The sequence below is a fragment of the Streptomyces qinglanensis genome (assembly GCF_900111245.1).
GTDB classification, from domain to species: Bacteria; Actinomycetota; Actinomycetes; order Streptomycetales; family Streptomycetaceae; genus Streptomyces; species Streptomyces qinglanensis.
Genome location: NZ_FOGO01000003.1, coordinates 539,380 through 554,593, shown reverse-complemented (window position 1 = coordinate 554,593; position 15,214 = coordinate 539,380). Strand labels below are relative to the sequence as shown.

Annotated in this window: 12 protein-coding genes; 4 read left to right on the top strand and 8 right to left on the bottom strand. The window is 75.8% G+C overall.

Features of this window, described 5'->3' with window-relative positions; genetic code table 11:
- Positions 1-13: 13 nt before the first annotated feature.
- The 4 genes from BMX65_RS09540 to BMX65_RS09525 all read right to left on the bottom strand — a co-directional run bounded on the left by BMX65_RS09540 (position 14) and on the right by BMX65_RS09525 (position 5,344).
- The gene (locus tag BMX65_RS09540) at positions 14-1,726 is read right to left on the bottom strand and encodes a DUF885 domain-containing protein (protein ID WP_074999724.1); all 1,713 of its coding nucleotides are present in this window, start codon (positions 1,724-1,726) and stop codon (positions 14-16) included.
- A 115-nt stretch (positions 1,727-1,841) separates the two neighbouring features.
- Positions 1,842-3,056, bottom strand: coding sequence for a GNAT family N-acetyltransferase (locus tag BMX65_RS09535; RefSeq protein ID WP_074999723.1), 1,215 nt, complete (start codon positions 3,054-3,056; stop codon positions 1,842-1,844).
- A gap of 143 nt (positions 3,057-3,199) precedes the next feature.
- Positions 3,200-3,745: a DUF1990 domain-containing protein gene (locus tag BMX65_RS09530; protein ID WP_074999722.1), complete on the bottom strand. Its 546-nt coding sequence runs from the start codon at positions 3,743-3,745 to the stop codon at positions 3,200-3,202.
- An 18-nt stretch (positions 3,746-3,763) separates the two neighbouring features.
- Entirely contained in the window at positions 3,764-5,344 is a 1,581-nt protein-coding gene (locus BMX65_RS09525; RefSeq protein WP_074999721.1) for an alkaline phosphatase D family protein, read from the bottom strand.
- 349 nt (positions 5,345-5,693) lie between these two features.
- Between BMX65_RS09525 and BMX65_RS09520 the strand changes: the two genes are divergently transcribed.
- Positions 5,694-9,002 carry a hypothetical protein gene (locus BMX65_RS09520; RefSeq protein ID WP_074999720.1) on the top strand — a complete coding sequence of 1,103 codons (3,309 nt, stop codon included), beginning with the start codon at positions 5,694-5,696 and terminating at the stop codon, positions 9,000-9,002.
- Positions 9,003-9,127: 125 nt separating this feature from the next.
- On the opposite strand, the gene BMX65_RS09515 is transcribed toward BMX65_RS09520, so the two are convergent.
- Positions 9,128-10,033 (bottom strand): alpha/beta fold hydrolase, encoded by a 906-nt coding sequence (locus tag BMX65_RS09515; RefSeq protein WP_074999719.1) that lies wholly within the window; start codon positions 10,031-10,033, stop codon positions 9,128-9,130.
- Between the two features lie 188 nt (positions 10,034-10,221).
- On the opposite strand from BMX65_RS09515, the gene sigJ reads away from it, so the two are divergent.
- A complete protein-coding gene (sigJ, locus tag BMX65_RS09510) occupies positions 10,222-11,151 on the top strand; it encodes an RNA polymerase sigma factor SigJ (RefSeq protein ID WP_074999718.1) in 930 nt (309 codons plus the stop codon).
- On the opposite strand, the gene BMX65_RS09505 is transcribed toward sigJ, so the two are convergent.
- Positions 11,129-11,902: an SDR family oxidoreductase gene (locus BMX65_RS09505; protein ID WP_074999717.1), complete on the bottom strand. Its 774-nt coding sequence runs from the start codon at positions 11,900-11,902 to the stop codon at positions 11,129-11,131. The genes sigJ and BMX65_RS09505 overlap by 23 nt on opposite strands.
- Positions 11,903-12,117: 215 nt before the next feature.
- Between BMX65_RS09505 and BMX65_RS09500 the strand changes: the two genes are divergently transcribed.
- On the top strand, positions 12,118-12,864 hold the full coding sequence (locus tag BMX65_RS09500; protein WP_074999716.1) for a GntR family transcriptional regulator: 747 nt from the start codon (positions 12,118-12,120) through the stop codon (positions 12,862-12,864).
- Positions 12,865-12,910: 46 nt separating this feature from the next.
- Here BMX65_RS09500 and BMX65_RS09495 read toward each other — a convergent pair whose 3' ends face one another.
- Entirely contained in the window at positions 12,911-14,083 is a 1,173-nt protein-coding gene (locus BMX65_RS09495; RefSeq protein WP_074999715.1) for an ROK family protein, read from the bottom strand.
- A gap of 188 nt (positions 14,084-14,271) precedes the next feature.
- Between BMX65_RS09495 and BMX65_RS09490 the strand changes: the two genes are divergently transcribed.
- Positions 14,272-14,682 carry a hypothetical protein gene (locus BMX65_RS09490; RefSeq protein WP_074999714.1) on the top strand — a complete coding sequence of 137 codons (411 nt, stop codon included), beginning with the start codon at positions 14,272-14,274 and terminating at the stop codon, positions 14,680-14,682.
- Here the strand turns inward: BMX65_RS09490 and mug are convergent.
- On the bottom strand, positions 14,668-15,168 hold the full coding sequence (gene mug, locus BMX65_RS09485; protein ID WP_177214220.1) for a G/U mismatch-specific DNA glycosylase: 501 nt from the start codon (positions 15,166-15,168) through the stop codon (positions 14,668-14,670). The genes BMX65_RS09490 and mug overlap by 15 nt on opposite strands.
- Positions 15,169-15,214: the final 46 nt, after the last annotated feature.

The window sequence follows — 15,214 nt, the reverse complement described above, 5'->3', positions numbered from 1 at the left end:
ACCGCACGGCAGTTCAGAGCGCGGACAGCTCCGCCACCAGGTCGTCGAGACCGAGGGAGCCCTGCGAGAGGGCCGCCATGTGCCAGGACTTGGCGTCGAAGGCGGCGCCGTGCGCGCGCTGCGCGGCTGCGCGGCCCTCCAGCCAGGCGCGCTCGCCCAGCTTGTAGCCGATGGCCTGCCCCGGCATCCCCAGATAGCGCACCAGCTCGCTCTCCACGAAGTCCGCAGGGCGCCCGCTGTGCATGCCGAAGAACTCCTGGGCCAGTTCCGGAGTCCACCGCTCACCCGGGTGGAAGGGAGAGTCGGCGGGGATCTCCAGCTCCAGGTGCATGCCGATGTCGACGATCACCCGGGTGGAGCGCATCATCTGCGCGTCCAGGTAGCCCAACCGCCGCTCCGGCGTGGTCAGGAAGCCCAGCTCGTCCATGAGCCGCTCCGCGTACAGCGCCCAGCCCTCGGCGTTGGCGCTGACCATGCCCACGGTCGTCTGGTAGCGCGAGAGCTTGTCGGCGACGTATGTCCACTGCGCGAGCTGCAGATGGTGTCCGGGTACGCCTTCGTGGTACCAGGTGGTGACCAGGTCGTAGACCGGGAACCGGGTCTCGCCCATGGTGGGCAGCCAGGTGCGGCCGGGCCGGGAGAAGTCCAGCGACGGCTGGGTGTAGTACGGCGCGGCGGCGCTGCCGGGCGGGGCGATGCGGGCCTCCACCCGGCGTACCGGCTCGGCGAGTTCGAAGTGGGTGCCGTCCAGCTCGGCGATCGCCTCGTCCATCAGTGCCTGGAGCCACTCGCGGACCTCGTCGACACCCTCCACGGCCTCGCCGTGGGTGTCCAGGTGGCGCAGCGCCTCCCAGGGAGTCCGTGCGCCCGGCAGGATCTTCTCCGCCTCGGTGCGCATCTCGGCCAGCAGCCGGTGGAACTCCTGCCAGCCGTAGCGGTAGGACTCCTCCAGGTCCAGGTCAGCGCCGTTCCAGTAGCGCGCCCAGCGCGCGTACCGCTCGCGACCCACCGTCTCCGGCGTTCCGGCGACACCCGGCGCGTACACGTCCCGCAGCCAGTCGCGCAGTTCCGCGACGGCGCGGGTGGCCTCGGCGGCGGCCTCGCCCAGTTCCGACCGGAGGCCGTCGGGGCAGCCCCCGGCGAACTCCGCGAACCAGCCCCGGTCGTCCTCCGCGTCCTTCTCGCCCAGCCACTGCGCGAGCTGCTCCAGCACGGTGGCGACCTGGCGGGGCCCGGCGTACAGCTTCCGGGCGAGCCCCTCGGCCAGCGAGGCGCGGTATCCGTCGAGCGCGACCGGCATCGCCCGCATCCGGGCGGCGACCGCCTCCCAGTCCTCCTCCGTCTCGGAGGGCATCACCGTGAAGATGCCGCGCACCGCGTGCAGCGGCGAGTTGAGGTTGCTGACGGCGCGCAGGCCCTCGCCGGCCTCGTGGACGGCCAGCTCGGCGGTGAGCCGTTCGCGGAGCAGCCGGGCGCAGCGCCGCTCCTCGTCGCTCTCGGCGCCCGGCCGGGCCTCCGCCGCGGTCAGCTCCTCCAGGGTGGTGCGGTTCAGGACGGCCGTCGCCTCCTGACCGGCGGGGGAGAAGTCCGGCAGCCTGCCGTGGCACTCGGGCACCCCGAGGTAGGTGCCGGTGAGCGGGTCGAGCTCGACGAGTGCGTCGACGTAGGTGTCTGCCACCTGGCGGGGCAGGGGGGCGGGGGTCGCTGTGTTGATCGCATCGGACATGGGCCCATCCTCGTACGCCGGTACCCTTTCCGTCAGCACCGGGCGGACGCGGGTGGGGCGCGGAGGCCCGGCGTCCGGGTGCGGTCGCCGGGCCCCTCCGCGGTGGGGCCGGGACTCAGCGGGGCGCGACCGCGGCGGGCGCCAGTGTCGCGGTCACCACCAGCGTGCCCTCCTCGATCTGGTAGTCGAGCGGCAGCCCCAGCCCGCGCATCGCCGCGACCATGCCGGTGTTGGAGGACCGGGTCACCGCGTAGACGCTCTCGCAGCGGGCCTCGCGGGCCATGTCGGTCAGCCGCCGCAGCAGGGCGGCGCCGATGCCCCGGCGCTGCCAGGCGTCCTCGACCAGCAGCGCCGCCTCGGTCTCGTCGCCGTCCCACAGCAGGTGCCCGAGCGCCACCAGTTCGCCCGCGGGCGACTCCACGGCCAGGGTGCGGCCGAACCGGGGGGAGAGCAGATGCCGCAGATAGCGGTCGGCGCCCTTGACGGGACCGTGGTAGCGCTGGGTGAGCGTCTGCTTCGAGCAGCGGGCGTGCATGGCCAGCGCGGCCTCCAGATCGCCCTCGTCGGCGCGGCGGACGGTGACGGCCCGGCCCCCGGGCAGCGTCAGCGCGTGCCGCTCTCCCGGGGTGCGGCGCCCCAGCCGGGCGTCCAGCTCCACGAGCGCGTGCGCCCGCGCGAACTCGGTGGGGGTGAAGGGCACATGGTGCCGTTCCACGACGATCTCTCCTCCGGCAGGGTCGGGCAGGCGCAGCAGCGTACCCTCCAGCGACCCTTCCGCGGGTGTGTCTCCGGGGACCGACCGGATCGAGCAGCGGCCCAGCAGCGCCCGCAGGGCCAGCGGGAGTTCGGCCGAGTCCAGGGCCGCCCTGGTGGCCAGGTTGAGCACCCGGGTCGGGGTGTCCACCAGGTCGTGTGCGTCGGCCCGCTCCACCCAGGTGTCGGTGCCGCCCGCCTCGGAGAGCAGCCGGGCCAGCTCCCGCGGCTGTGCCGCCTCGGACGTGCGCAGCAGGAACTCGTCCACCGTGCGGTCGCCGAGCGGGTGCGTCTGGAGCGTGAGGATGTCGACGCCGCCCGCCGCCAGGGCGCCGCAGACCCGGGCGAGCGTGCCGGGTTCGTCCCGCACGGTCGTGCGCACCCGCCACAGCGCGGTGGCGCTGCCGGGGGACCGCCGCACCGCCGCCGCGGCGCCCCGCAGCCCCCGTCCGCCGCGGCCCGGCCGGACGCGCCACGCCCGCAGGCCGCGTCGTGCGGCCGGCGCCGCGCGCCGCCAGAGGCGCGTCGCGCCGCCGGTCGTGGTGTCCGTCTTCTTCGCGGCAGGGTCATCAGCCATGCGAACACCCTCGCGGACGGTCGTTGCCTGACCACGAACGGCATATGACAGGTGCGTAAAAAGAGCGCCTGCCGAGCAATCGTCCCATTTGCCGCGGGCGGTGCGGCGGCCCCGGAACGCCCCGCGGGGCCGTGCAGCGGACGTCAGGGCCGACCCCGCGGAGCGCCCGGTCCCTCCCGGGCCAGCCGGCGCAGCACCTGTCCGCACCGGAGCGCGTAGCCCCACTGCAGCACCGGCAGCACGGGCCCCGCCGCCCGCGTCCACCACACCGCGGGCACGCTGTAGGCCCGCACGGTCAGCCGGACGGCGCCGTCCGGCGCCTGCTCGACCAGGAACGCCTCCTCGCCGCGCTGCGGGTGGCCCGGGAGCGTCCCGTACGCCCATCCGGCCCGCCGCTCCTCCTCGACAGCCCACACCACCCGGCACGGTCCGCTCACCCGCAGCGCTCCCACGCCCAGGCCGACCGTCACCCGCACCCCGGGGGCGGCACGGCCGGCTTCCGCCTCGACGCGGACTCCCATCGCACGGTGCATGCGCCACTCCAGCAGCGCCCGCGAGGCCGCCGCGAAGACGGCCCCGCCGGTGCCCAGCGGGGTGCGGACCCGCAGCGCGCGGAACCCGGGCGGGGTCACGCCGTACGCGGTACGGCCGACCGGCGTGTAGCTGTACTCGGCACGCGGTGCGGTCACGGCGTCACCCGGCCCGGTTCACTGGCCCACCCGGCCGGGTCGGAGCGTCTTGGTGAACAGCACCGCACCGCTCTCCTCGCGCAGCCGCACGGTGAGCTCCCCGGTGGAGCCGTCGATGTCCACCTGGCCGAAGTGCTGCCCGCCCTCGCTCGGCGGGGTGTTGGCGCGCTCCGGGGCCCGGATGAACCGCTGCTCGGGCCCGAAGGTGCCGTCCAGCTTCAGCGCCCTGAACCCGCCCGCGTTCAGCGGTCCGGAGACGAACTCCCAGAACGGTGCGAAGTCCTCGAACGCGGCGCGGCCGGGGTCGTACCGCTGCGCGCTGGTGTAGTGCACGTCCGTGGTGAGCCACACCGTGCCGGTCACGCGCTGGTGCTTGATGTGCCGCAGCAGTTCGGCGATCTGCAGCTCCCTGCCCAACGGGGCGCCCGGATCGCCCTGGGCGACCGCCTCGTAGTCCGTGCCGCCGTCCGGTACGACCAGCCCCAGCGGCATGTCGGAGGCGATCACCTTCCACACCGCGCGCGAGTGCGAGAGCTCCCGCTTGAGCCACCGCAACTGCCGCTCGCCTAGGATGCCCTGGCGGTCGTCGGGGCTGCGGCCGGGCGAGTTCGCGTTCCGGTAGGCCCGCATGTCCAGCACGAACACGTCCAGCAGCGGGCCGTGCCGCACCACCCGGTAGACGCGCCCGTCCTCGTCGCCGGGCGGCAGGGTGCTGACCGGGAAGTACTCGCCGAAGGCCCGCAGCGAGCGCGCCGCGAGGGTGGAGACGTCCTTCTCGGTGTAGCGGTCGTCGTCCAGGATCTCGCCCGGGTACCAGTTGTTGAGCACCTCGTGGTCGTCCCACTGCACGATCGACGGAACCTGCGCGTTGAACCGGCGCAGGTTCCGGGCCAGCAGGTTGTAGCGGAAGTTGCCGCGGAACTCCGTCAGCGTCTCGGCCACCTTGGACTTCTCCTCGGTGGTGACGTTCCGCCAGATGCTGCCGTCCGGCAGCTCCACCCGCTCCTGGACGGGTGAGTCGGCGTAGATCGTGTCGCCGCTGTTGAGGAAGAAGTCCGGATCCAGCCGCCGCATCCGGTCGAAGATCGGATATCCGCCCCGGTCGGGGTTGATGCCCCAGCCCTGCCCGGCCAGGTCGCCCGACCACAGGAAGCGCACGCCGTGCCGGCGTGCCGGTGCCGTGCGGAAGGTTCCGTGCACGGGCCGGCCCGCGCGCCGCGGATCGTCCGGGTCGGCCAGCAGCACCCGGTAGTGGATCTGCTCGCCCGCCGGCAGCCCGTGCAGCGCGGTGCGTCCGGTGAAGTCGGTCTCCGGCCCCACGACCGGCCCCAGCCACCGTTTCGGGTTGCGGAAGCTCTCGGTCGCGGCCGTCTCCACCACCATCCGCGCCCGGCGGTCCGCGCGCACCCACACCAGACCGGAGGACGCCGTCACGTCGCCCGTCTGCACGCCCCAGTCCGCGGACGGCCTGCCGCGCCGCGCCTGCGCGGGAGCGGCGGCGCCGAGCAGCGGCAACGACAGCGCCGCGCCGGCGCCCGCCGTGCCGCGCAGTACCGCCCGCCGCGCGGGATGACTGCCGGTCGGATCGTCCTGTGCCATGTGCGGGCCTCCTCGAGAGGTTGCGAGTGTGCGCCTTCGGAGCGTGGGACGGAGACCGACCCTGCCGCGGCGGATCTCCGGCGCGGAGGACCACTCGCGCGCCGGGGATCCGCCGCGGCGCCGCACTCCGCCCGTCACCCGTGCGAGCCGTATCCCGTTCCTGTGGTGTGAGTGCTCCCTCCGTGTGCCGTACATCCGAAGCCCCAGTGAACACCGGTGCCACACCGGACAGAAGAGGCGGCACGCGACTGCGTGTGTCCGACCGCTCACCGCAGCCTAGGATTGCCGCTTCACGGACAACTCCACCCGCATCCCGCCCGACCCGTTCCACCCCGGCCCAGGAGGCCCGATGACCACCAGCCGTACGCCTGCCGAGCTCCGTACGGACATCCGGGCGAGCGGCCTGGCCCCGCACGGCCCCGAGCGCGTCGCCCGCGCCGAGGAACTGGTCGCGGAGGCCGAGGCGGCCGCGGAGGCGGGCACCCGGGAGGGCCGGGCCGCCCTGGGCGCGGCGCTGCTGCACCTGGCCGCCAGCCGCGTCTTCGGGACCGCGGCCCGCACCACCCCCGACCCCGTCGCGCGGGCACTGCGGCTGCGGGACGAGGATCCGCAGGCATTCGATTCGGAGGACGCCTTCGCGCTGCTGTGGTCCCTCCGCTGGGCCGTGGCCGACCTGGCCGCCGACCCGGCGGTCCCGGTGGCGGAGATCGAGGAGTGGCTCACCCTGCTGGCCCGCGAGCACGACCGCGCCGGACTGTCCCGGCGCGCCGTCCACGCACGCGAGTTCCTGGTCGCCCAGCGGTTCGGCGACCGGCAGCGGTCCGCGCGCGCCTACAGCGCCTGGCTGGCGGCGGAACGCGACCGCAGCGCCGACTGCGCGGGCTGCGAACTGACCTGGCGCGGCCGGGCGTACGCCGTGCGCGCCGAGGAGGCCGAGGACGCGGCACCGGGCAGCGGAGCAGCCCAGGACGAGGCGGCGCTGCGGATGTGGGAACCGGTGCTGCGCGGCGAGTACGCGTGCCCCCACCGGCGCCCCTACCTGCTGGCCGCCTCGCTGGGACCGCTGCTGCGCCTCGGCCGCGCCGCGGAGGCACGGAGCCGGCACCTCGCGGGCTGCCTGCTGGTCCGCGAAGCGCCGACCGGGCGCGGTGCGCTCGCCCGGCACCTGGAGTTCTGCGCCCGCACCGGGAACGAGCCGCGCGGGCTGGAGATCCTCGCCGAACAGGACGGGACGCGGTGGGAGGAGCAGCAGGACGCGCCCGGCCACCAGGCGTGGATGTCCGCCGTCGCACTGCTGATGCGGCGGCTCGGCGACCTGGGGCACGCCGCCCTGCCGGTCCCGGGCCCTCCGGGACGGGACTGGAGCGCGGCGTCCTTGCTGGAGTACGCCGCAGCGCAGGCCCTGGAGACGGCGGAACGCTTCGACCGGCGCGCCGGCACCACCGGGCACCGCGCGGCGGTGCGCAGCCGACTCGCCGCGCGGCCGCTGGTCCCGCACCTGCCGCTGGGGATCGGCGCCGTCGCGTTTCCCGCGCTGCCCGCGGCCCCCGAGCCGCCGGGCGGGCCGAAGACCGGTCCGGGACGCGCCTCGGAGGGCGGCCCGGAGGCGGGAGACGGAACCCGGAGCGAGTCGGATGCGGAACGCGGAACCTGGAGCGAGCCGGATGCGGAACGCGGAACCTGGAGCGAGCCGGATGCGGAACGCGGCGCCGAGCCCCGGCCGCAGGCCGGTGCGGAGTCCGGGGACGGTTCGCCGGACGCGCACCGACTGCTGGCCCAGGCGCGGCGGCTGAGCGCCGTCGGCCACCCGGAGGCGGCCGCGCGGTGGACCGCGGCCGGCGACGCCGTCGCCCGTACGGGGGCGCGGCTCGACCAGGTGGAGCGCGCCGAACTCCTCGACCACCGGTCCGATGCGGCGTCCCGCACCGATCCGGCGGCCGGTGCCGCCGGCTTCGCGGAGGCCGCCAGTCTCTTCGCCGGGGCCGACCTGCCCGGCGAAGCCCTGGCGTGCCGGGCGCGAGCCGCTTCCGCCGCCTCCCGAGCCCCCGAGGGTGCGGCCGTGCCGCCCGAGTCCCTCGACGCGCTGTGCGCCGAGGCCGAGCATCTGCACGCCGCCGGGCGTATCGGCACCCGGCACGCCCTCGCCGTGCTGCTGGCCCGGGCCCGGCTGCGCGCGCACGACCTCGGCGGGGCGCAGGAGGGCGCGGGGAACGGGGGCGGCACCCCCTTCGACGCGGCCAACCCCGCCAACCGGCCGTCGGCATCCGGTGCCGAGCACCCAGCCGGACCGGCACGTCCGGACGGCGCGGCCGATCCGCTGGGCCCGAGGGCCGACGCGCTCGACGCGGAGCTGGCCGACCTGGTCGGGCTCGCGCTGCCCGACTGCGGCGAGCCCGCCGTCCGGGCCGGCATCGCCGAGGCCACCGAGATCCGGGGAATGCTGGCAGCCCGGCGTGGCGACGCGGTACGCGCAGGCGAACTGCTGGCCGAGTCCGCCGACCTCTTCCACGAGGCGGGCCGCCCGTGGTCCGCCACCGGTCCGGAACTGGCCCTCGCCCGGCTGCTGATGGAGACCGGCGACCACAAGCGCGCCGCCGAGGTGCTGCGCGGCAGCCTGCAGGACCGGCCGGGCGCCGCCGCACGTACCCCCGACGACCTCGCGCGCCTCCATCTGCTGCACGCCGACGTGCACGCGGCGCAGGGACTGCTGGCCGAGGAGGCCGAATCGCTCCGGCACGCGGCGCACGCGCTGGCCGGTTCGGGCAGTGCCGCGGAGGCCACCCGGGCCGGTCTCCGGCTCGGCGGCTGCCTGCTCGTCCTGGAGGAGACCGACGAAGCGGCCGCCGTCCTGGTCGAGGCCCTCGGCGGTCTGCTGGAGCGGGAGGACGAACCCGGCATCGTGCAGGCGTGCGTCTGGCTCGGCCAGTCCTGCACCCGCCCCGAGCAGCTCCGGGCCGCCGCCCGGCTGCTCCGCCGCGCGGCCGAGCTGCCGCACCGGTGGCGGGACCGGCACGGGCGCGCCGTCGTCACCCACCTGGCGGCCGACACCCACCGCGCCTGCGGCCGGCACACCGCGGCGGGCGAACTGTACGGCCGGGCCGAGGCGCTGTGGCGGGAGCTGGGGGATCCGCATGCGGTGATCCGTACGCTGCACGCCCGGGGCTGGCTGGCCATGGAAGCGGGTGCGCCGGTCGAGGAGGCGCTGGGCTTCATGGCCGCGGCCCAGGAGGAGATCGCCCGGATCCTGCGCTCCCCGGAGGGACCCCAGGACGAGGAGCAGCGCCTCCGGCTGCGTCTGGAGGCCGGCCACACCTACCGGCAGACGGCCGAACTGCTGGTCGAGCCGGTGCCGGTGCCGAAACCCGGCGAGCCGGGCGCCCCCGCGGTGGACTGCTACGCGCGAGGCATCGAGTACGCCGAGCGTGCCGTCGCGGCCTTCCACTCCTGCGGTGAGGCCGGCCTGCACGAGGCGACGAGCGCGGAGTTGCGGGCTGCCGCGCTCGAGGTGGACCTGGGCCGCTACGACCAGGCCGTCACCCGGCTCACCCGGGTGCGGGCCGCCTATCCGGCCGGGCGCCCCGACCCGCACGGGACCGTCGCCGAGCGGGTCAGCGAGGCGGGCGCGCTGGAGCTGCGCATCGAGACGGCCCTGAGCTGACGGCCTGTGCCGGACCCGCCGGGGTGCGGGTCCGGCGGTCCGCGCGGCGACATGTCACAGGCGGCGGGCGAGGACGGCGCGGTCCCGGGCCGAGGGCCGTTCCGCCGGCCGCGCGTGCCAGGGGCTCAGGTGCGGGTGCGAACCGCTCCCGGCCGCGCGGCCGCGTGCCGGGCCGTGTCCAGGACGACGCGGGCGACGGTGGCCGGGGCGTCGTTCATCGGTACGTGGCCGCAGTTGCGCAGCCGCACCAGGCGGGCGCCGGGCATCGCGCGCTTGGCGCGGACGCCCTGGCGGCGCAGCAGCAGCCGGTCCCGGTCGCCCCAGCCGATCGTCACCGGCAGGTCCCCGAGGTCCTGGTCGAAGCGTGCCGCGGGGCGGCGGCCCTCCGCCAGCACCGGGGCGAAGCCCGCCGCCTGCCCCAGAGCACGGGTCTCGGCCACCACCGCGTCGGCCGGACGCCGCCCGGGCCGGGCGTAGATGGTGCTGGTCAGGGCGGCGCGCCCGGCAGGGGTGCGGGCCAGCACCTCCAGCACCGGGTCCGGCAGGGCCCGCGCCCCGGCGCGCATGCCGCGCAGCACCGCGTAGGCGTACAGCCGCTCGGGGCGGGTGAAGAAGCCCGCTGGGGAGAGCGCGGTGACCGAACGCGCCGCACCGTGCAGGCCCAGCTCCAGGGCCAGCAGTCCGCCCAGCGAGTTGCCCACCACGTGGGGGCGTTCGACTCCCAGGGCCGTGCAGGTCGCGGCGAGGAGCGGCACCACACGCCGCAGCCCGTAGGAGGCGTCGTCCGGCAGCGGCTGGGAGGCGCCGAAGCCGGGCAGGTCGAGGGCGATCACGTCGTAGCTTCCCGCGAGCACCGACAGCACCGGCTCCCATGCCTGCCAGTGGTGGCCTATGCCGTGCAGCAGCAGCATCGGCTCACCCGAGCCGCGCCGTTCGTAGGCCAGTTCGACCGGTGGTCCTCCCGGCACCGGGACCTCGACCACGGAGGCGGAGGCGCCTGCGGGTGTCTGCGGGGTGAAGACGGCGGGCATGGCCACTCCTGGGGTTCCTACGGTGCTGCGCGGCATGTCGGCGGCATCTCGGCGGCATCTCGGCGGCAGGGTGCCCCGCCCCGGGGACGGGCGGCGCCGCTGCGATTCGTCGACACGATGTCAGCAAGCGCCCGTCCAGGGAAGCCCCGCGTGTCCTGCGGATCGGCCCCCGGTGGCATGATGGCGCGGTGACCGCTGATGCGACCGAGGTCTTCGAGGAACACCGCCCGGTGCTCGACGGCGTCGCCTACCGGATGCTGGGCCGGGTGGCCGATGCCGAGGACGTGGTGCAGGAGGCGTGGTTGCGGTGGGCGGCGGCCGATCACACCCAGGTGCGCGAGCCGCGCGGGTACCTCGTACGCGTCACCACCCGGCTGGCCATCGACCGGCTCCGCCAGGTGCAGTCCCGGCGCGAGGCGTACATCGGCTCCTGGCTGCCCGAACCGGTGGTCACCGGCCCCGGCCCGGCGGCGCAGGCCCCGGACGGCGCGGAGCGCGCGGTGCTGGCCGAGTCCGTCTCGCTGGCCGTGCTGGTGGTGCTGGAGTCCCTCTCGCCGCTGGAGCGCGCGGTGTTCGTCCTGCGCGAGGCGTTCGGCTTCCCGTACGCGGAGATCGCCGGAACGCTGGAGCGGAACGAGGCAGCCGTGCGTCAGCTCGCCGGACGGGCCCGGCAGCATGTGGCCGAGCGCAAGCCGCGCTTCGAGGTCGACCCCGCGCTGCGCCGGGAGCTGACCGAGCGGTTCCTCAAGGCCGCGGCGGACGGCGATGTGCGGGGGCTGGTCTCGGTGCTGGCGCCGGACGCGCGGCTCGTCTCCGACAGCGGAGGGGCGGCCAAGGCGCCGCGCCGGGTCGTCGTCGGTGCCGACCGGATCAGTCGGTTCCTGGCCGCCGTCGCCCCGGAGGGGATGCGGGACCCGGCGTCCGGGGTCCGCTTCCTGGAGCTCAACGGTGGTCCGGCCGTGCTGCTGACGGTCGGCGGACGGCCCGACACGGTGTTCTCCCTGGAGGTGGCCGGGGGGCAGGTGCGGACCGTCCACCTGATCCGCAACCCGGCCAAGCTCGCCCACCTGGCGGGGGCCGGCGAGTGGTCCGGCCTCACAGGCCGCCTGCTGCTCTGAGGACCGCGCCCGAGACATAGGACGCCTCGTCGGAGAGCAGCCAGGCGACGGCGTCGGCGATCTCCTCCGGTTCCCCGGGGCGCCGGGCCGGGGTGATCTCGGCCTTCTTCCACGCCCGGTCGGGGTCGCCCATCCGCGCGTGCATCTCGGTGAGGACCGATCCCGGCTGCACGCAGTTGACCCGGACGCCCTCGCCGGTGAACTCCTTGGCCAGGCCCACCGTCATGGCGTCGACGGCGGCCTTCGACGCCGCGTAGTGCACGTATTCGCCGGGGGAGCCGAGAGTGGCGGCGCAGGAGGAGATGTTCACGATTCCGCCGCCCTGCCCGCCGTGCGCCGTGGACATCTCCCGCAGGGCGCGTCGCGCGCACAGCAGCGCCCCCGTCACGTTGACGTCCACGACCCGCCGCATCACCTCGGGGGAGGTCTCGGTGAACCGGCCCAGCGGTCCGGAGACACCGGCGTTGTTGACCAGTCCGGTCAGGGGGCCGAGAGCGTCCCGCACGGTGTCGAACAGGTGGTCCACCGCGGCCGCGTCGCCGGTGTCGGCCCGGACGGTGACGGCTTCGCGTCCGAGGGCCCGGACGGCCTCCGCGGTGCGGGCAGCCGCTTCCTCGTCGGCCGCGTAGTTGACACCGATGTGGTGGCCGTCCCGGGCGAGCCGCAGTGCCGTGGCGGCGCCGATGCCGCGTCCGGCGCCGGTGACGACGGTGACACGCCGCAGCGAGGCGGGGGTGCGGGGGCGCGGCATGGAGTCCTCCGGACGTCGGCCCGACAGTGATCGATGATCGATCATCGCAGTCGGTCCGGCCGGGGACAAGGGGCCGGCCCCGGGGCATTGGTCTTGACCAAGGGTGGGGGGCGTCCTAAGGTCGGGAGGCATACGCAAGGACCTTTAAAAAACAAGGACGCATAAACACCGGCCGCACACCGTCCGTCGGGTGTACGGGGATTGCGGAGGCAAGGGTGGGGACCACGCAGCTCGAGACGGTGCCGGAGCCGAAGTACTGGCAGCTGAGGACGGTGCTCTCCGAGGCGCTCGACTCGGAGTTCACGGTCGGCGAGATCCTGCCGAACGAACGCGAACTGGCCGCCCGCTTCGGAGTCGCCCGAGCGACACTCCGCCAGGCCCTGGAACAGCTCGAACTGGAAGGGCGCCTCCAGCGCCGCCGCGGCGTCGGCACCACGGTCGCACCGCCCCGGGTGGGAGTCGACGTCGGCTCCGAGTCCGGCCCGCACACCTGGCCGGGCGCCCCCGGCGACGCCTGGCACGCCGAGGAGTACGCGGAGGGCCCGGCCCCCGCCGCGGTGGCCCGCACCCTCGGTGTGGCCGCCGACGCGCCCGTGCACGCGGTGCTCCGCAGCCGGACGACCGGCGGCCAGCAGGTCGCCTCCGAGGTGCTCTACGTCCCCACCGCCTCGGTTCCCTCCGTTCCCACGGGCGACGGATCCGAGGCGGCGCGCGCCCGCACGGTGCTGCGCGAGCTGCACCGGCTCCCCTTCGGAGGGCAGGACCGCACGGTCGAGTTGGGCTCCGCACGGGCCGAGGACGCGCGCCGCCTCGACCGGCTGCCCGGCGCCCCCGTGCTGATCGTCACGACGCGCTATCTGTCCGACGGCGGCACCGCCGCGGTCTCGGTCGCGACCTACCGGGCCGACACCTGCCGGCTCTCCTTCAGCGACACGGACCCGGTACCGGTCCTGGCGAGCTGACCCGGGTACCCGTGCCGCCGGGACGACGCGGACGCGGGTGCGGCGGTCAACCGGCGGTCCCGGCGCCCTCCACGGTGAACAGCTCGCTCTCCGTGTGGTCCAGGGCCACCCGCAGGGCCCCGGTCGCCACCGCCGTGTCGCCCAGCCGGGAGAGCACCACCCGCGGCGGACGCAGGCAGTAGCGCTCCAACTCGGCGCGCAGCGGGTCCAGTACCCCGTCCAGGCCGGAGGCCCAGCCGCCGACCACCAGCAGCTCCGGGTCCAGCGCCAGCACCAGGGCCGCCACGTCGTGCACCAGCCGGGCGAGGAAGCGGTCCATGGCCCGGCGCGCCCGGCCGTCCCCCACCCGGGCCTCCGCGAACACCCGGGCCACGGCCGCCTCGTCGAGCGGGTGCAGCGGCTCGTCGGTGGTGGACAGCAGCCGCTCGGGTGTGACCTCCCGGCCCAGCAGGTGCAGCGCCCCGATCTCCCCGGCCGCACCGCCGAAGCCCCGGTGCAGCCGTCCCCCGATCAGCGAGCCGGCGCCGGGACTCAGCCCGGCGAGCACCATCACCACGTCGTCCACGCCGCGCGCCGCGCCCTTCCAGTGCTCGGCCAGCACGGCGGCGTTCGCGTCGTTCTCCACCAGCACCGGGCAGCGGAACGAGCGGCGCAGCCGCTCACCCAGTGCGAGCCCCGTCCAGCCGGGCAGCGCCGTGCCCAGCCGCACCGTTCCGTCCGCCTCCACGATGCCCGGGGTGCCCACGCCGACCGCGCGCAGCGCGTCCCGGGCGGTGCCGGTCCGCCGCAGCAGCTCCGCGACGGTGCCCCGGATCCGCTCCAGCCGCGCCTCGGCCTCCGCCGTCTCGTCCACCTCACGGGTGAGGGAGCCGGTGAGCCGGCCGGTCAGATCCGAGAGGACGGCCGCCACCCGGTGCGGCCCGATCTCCAGGCCCAGCAGTTGGCCCGCCTCCGCGCGGAACCGGAAGCTCCGTGCCGGCCGCCCGCGGCGCGCCGTGCCGCCCGGTCGCGCCGCCGCGTCCGCGGCCTCGGCGACCAGCCCCGCCTCGATCAGATCCTCGACCACGCCCTCGACCGTGGGCCGGGACAACTCGGTGGCCCGCACCAGCTCGGTGAGGGTCAGCGCGGCCGGAGCCGTCGTCCCGCGCAGCGCCCGCAGCACCACCGTGGAGTTGATCCGCCGCAGCAGGGAGGGGTCCCGTCCGGTCAGCTTGCTCACGCTCCGCCTCCCTGCCTGTGCGCGTGGTGCGGATCGTAACCGCTGCGGTGAGGCACGGCGAGCGGCGGCCGCACCGCGCCGACCGGCGGCCACTCCGCGGGGCGGCTCCCCCGTGCCGCGGACCCGCGGCGGCTCGCGGAGGCCGGGCCGCTCAACCGGCTGTCAGTGCCGGAAGGTTGACTGTCCCTATGCACCTCGCGCACCACCTTGCCGCCCTCGACGGACTGCGGGCCGACCCCGCCCCCCGGACCGCCGTGTTACGTACCGCGGACCCGCCCCCCGACGGCGACGCGGTCGAACTCCTGGAAGCGGAGCGGGAAGTCCGCGCCGACCACGAAGCGCTGCTCGTCCTGCTGTCCCGGCGGTGGGGCGAGCCGGAGACGGTCGACCTCGGCCCGCATCTGCTGGCCGCCGCGGAGGGCGCCGCCCTGCCCGAACCCGAGCGGACGGTGTGCTGGCGGGTCGCCGAACTGGCCGTGTGGACGGTGGGGGACCGCTGGGTGGGCGTCGGGCTGGCCCGGCGCGGCGAGGACATCCCGCTGCAGCTCCTGGCGGCCGCGGGGGAGCGGGGCAGGAGCGCACCGTCAGTCCTCGGCTGACGCCGCCCGCAGCTCGCCGAACTTCTCGGCCAGCGCGGACGGCGTGTAGTGCGCGTTGAGCCCGCTGGGATTGGGCAGCAGCCACACCGGCACGCCGCCCACCAGCCGCTCCTGCGGTCCCACCGCGGCGCCCGGGGCGTCGAAGGCCGCGCGGTAGGCGGTGACGCCCAGCACCGCGAGCCACTTCGGCCGCAGCCGTGCCGTCTTCGCCTCCAGCAGCCGCCCGCCCTCGGCGAACTCCGCGCGGGTCAGCTCGTCGGCACGCGCCGTGGCCCGGGCGACGACGTTGGTGATGCCCAGCCCGTAGGTGAGCAGCTCCCGCTCCTCCTCGGGGAGCAGCCGCCGCGGGGTGAACCCCGAGGCGTGCAGCGCGGGCCAGAACCGGTTGCCCGGGCGGGCGAAGTGGTGGCCGGTGGCGGCCGAGAGCAGCCCGGGGTTGATACCGCAGAACAGCACCCGCAGCCCCTCGGCCGCCACGTCCGGCACCTGCTTGCCGCGGGCCGCCGCCAGCTCCCGGGCGGTGAACCGCGGA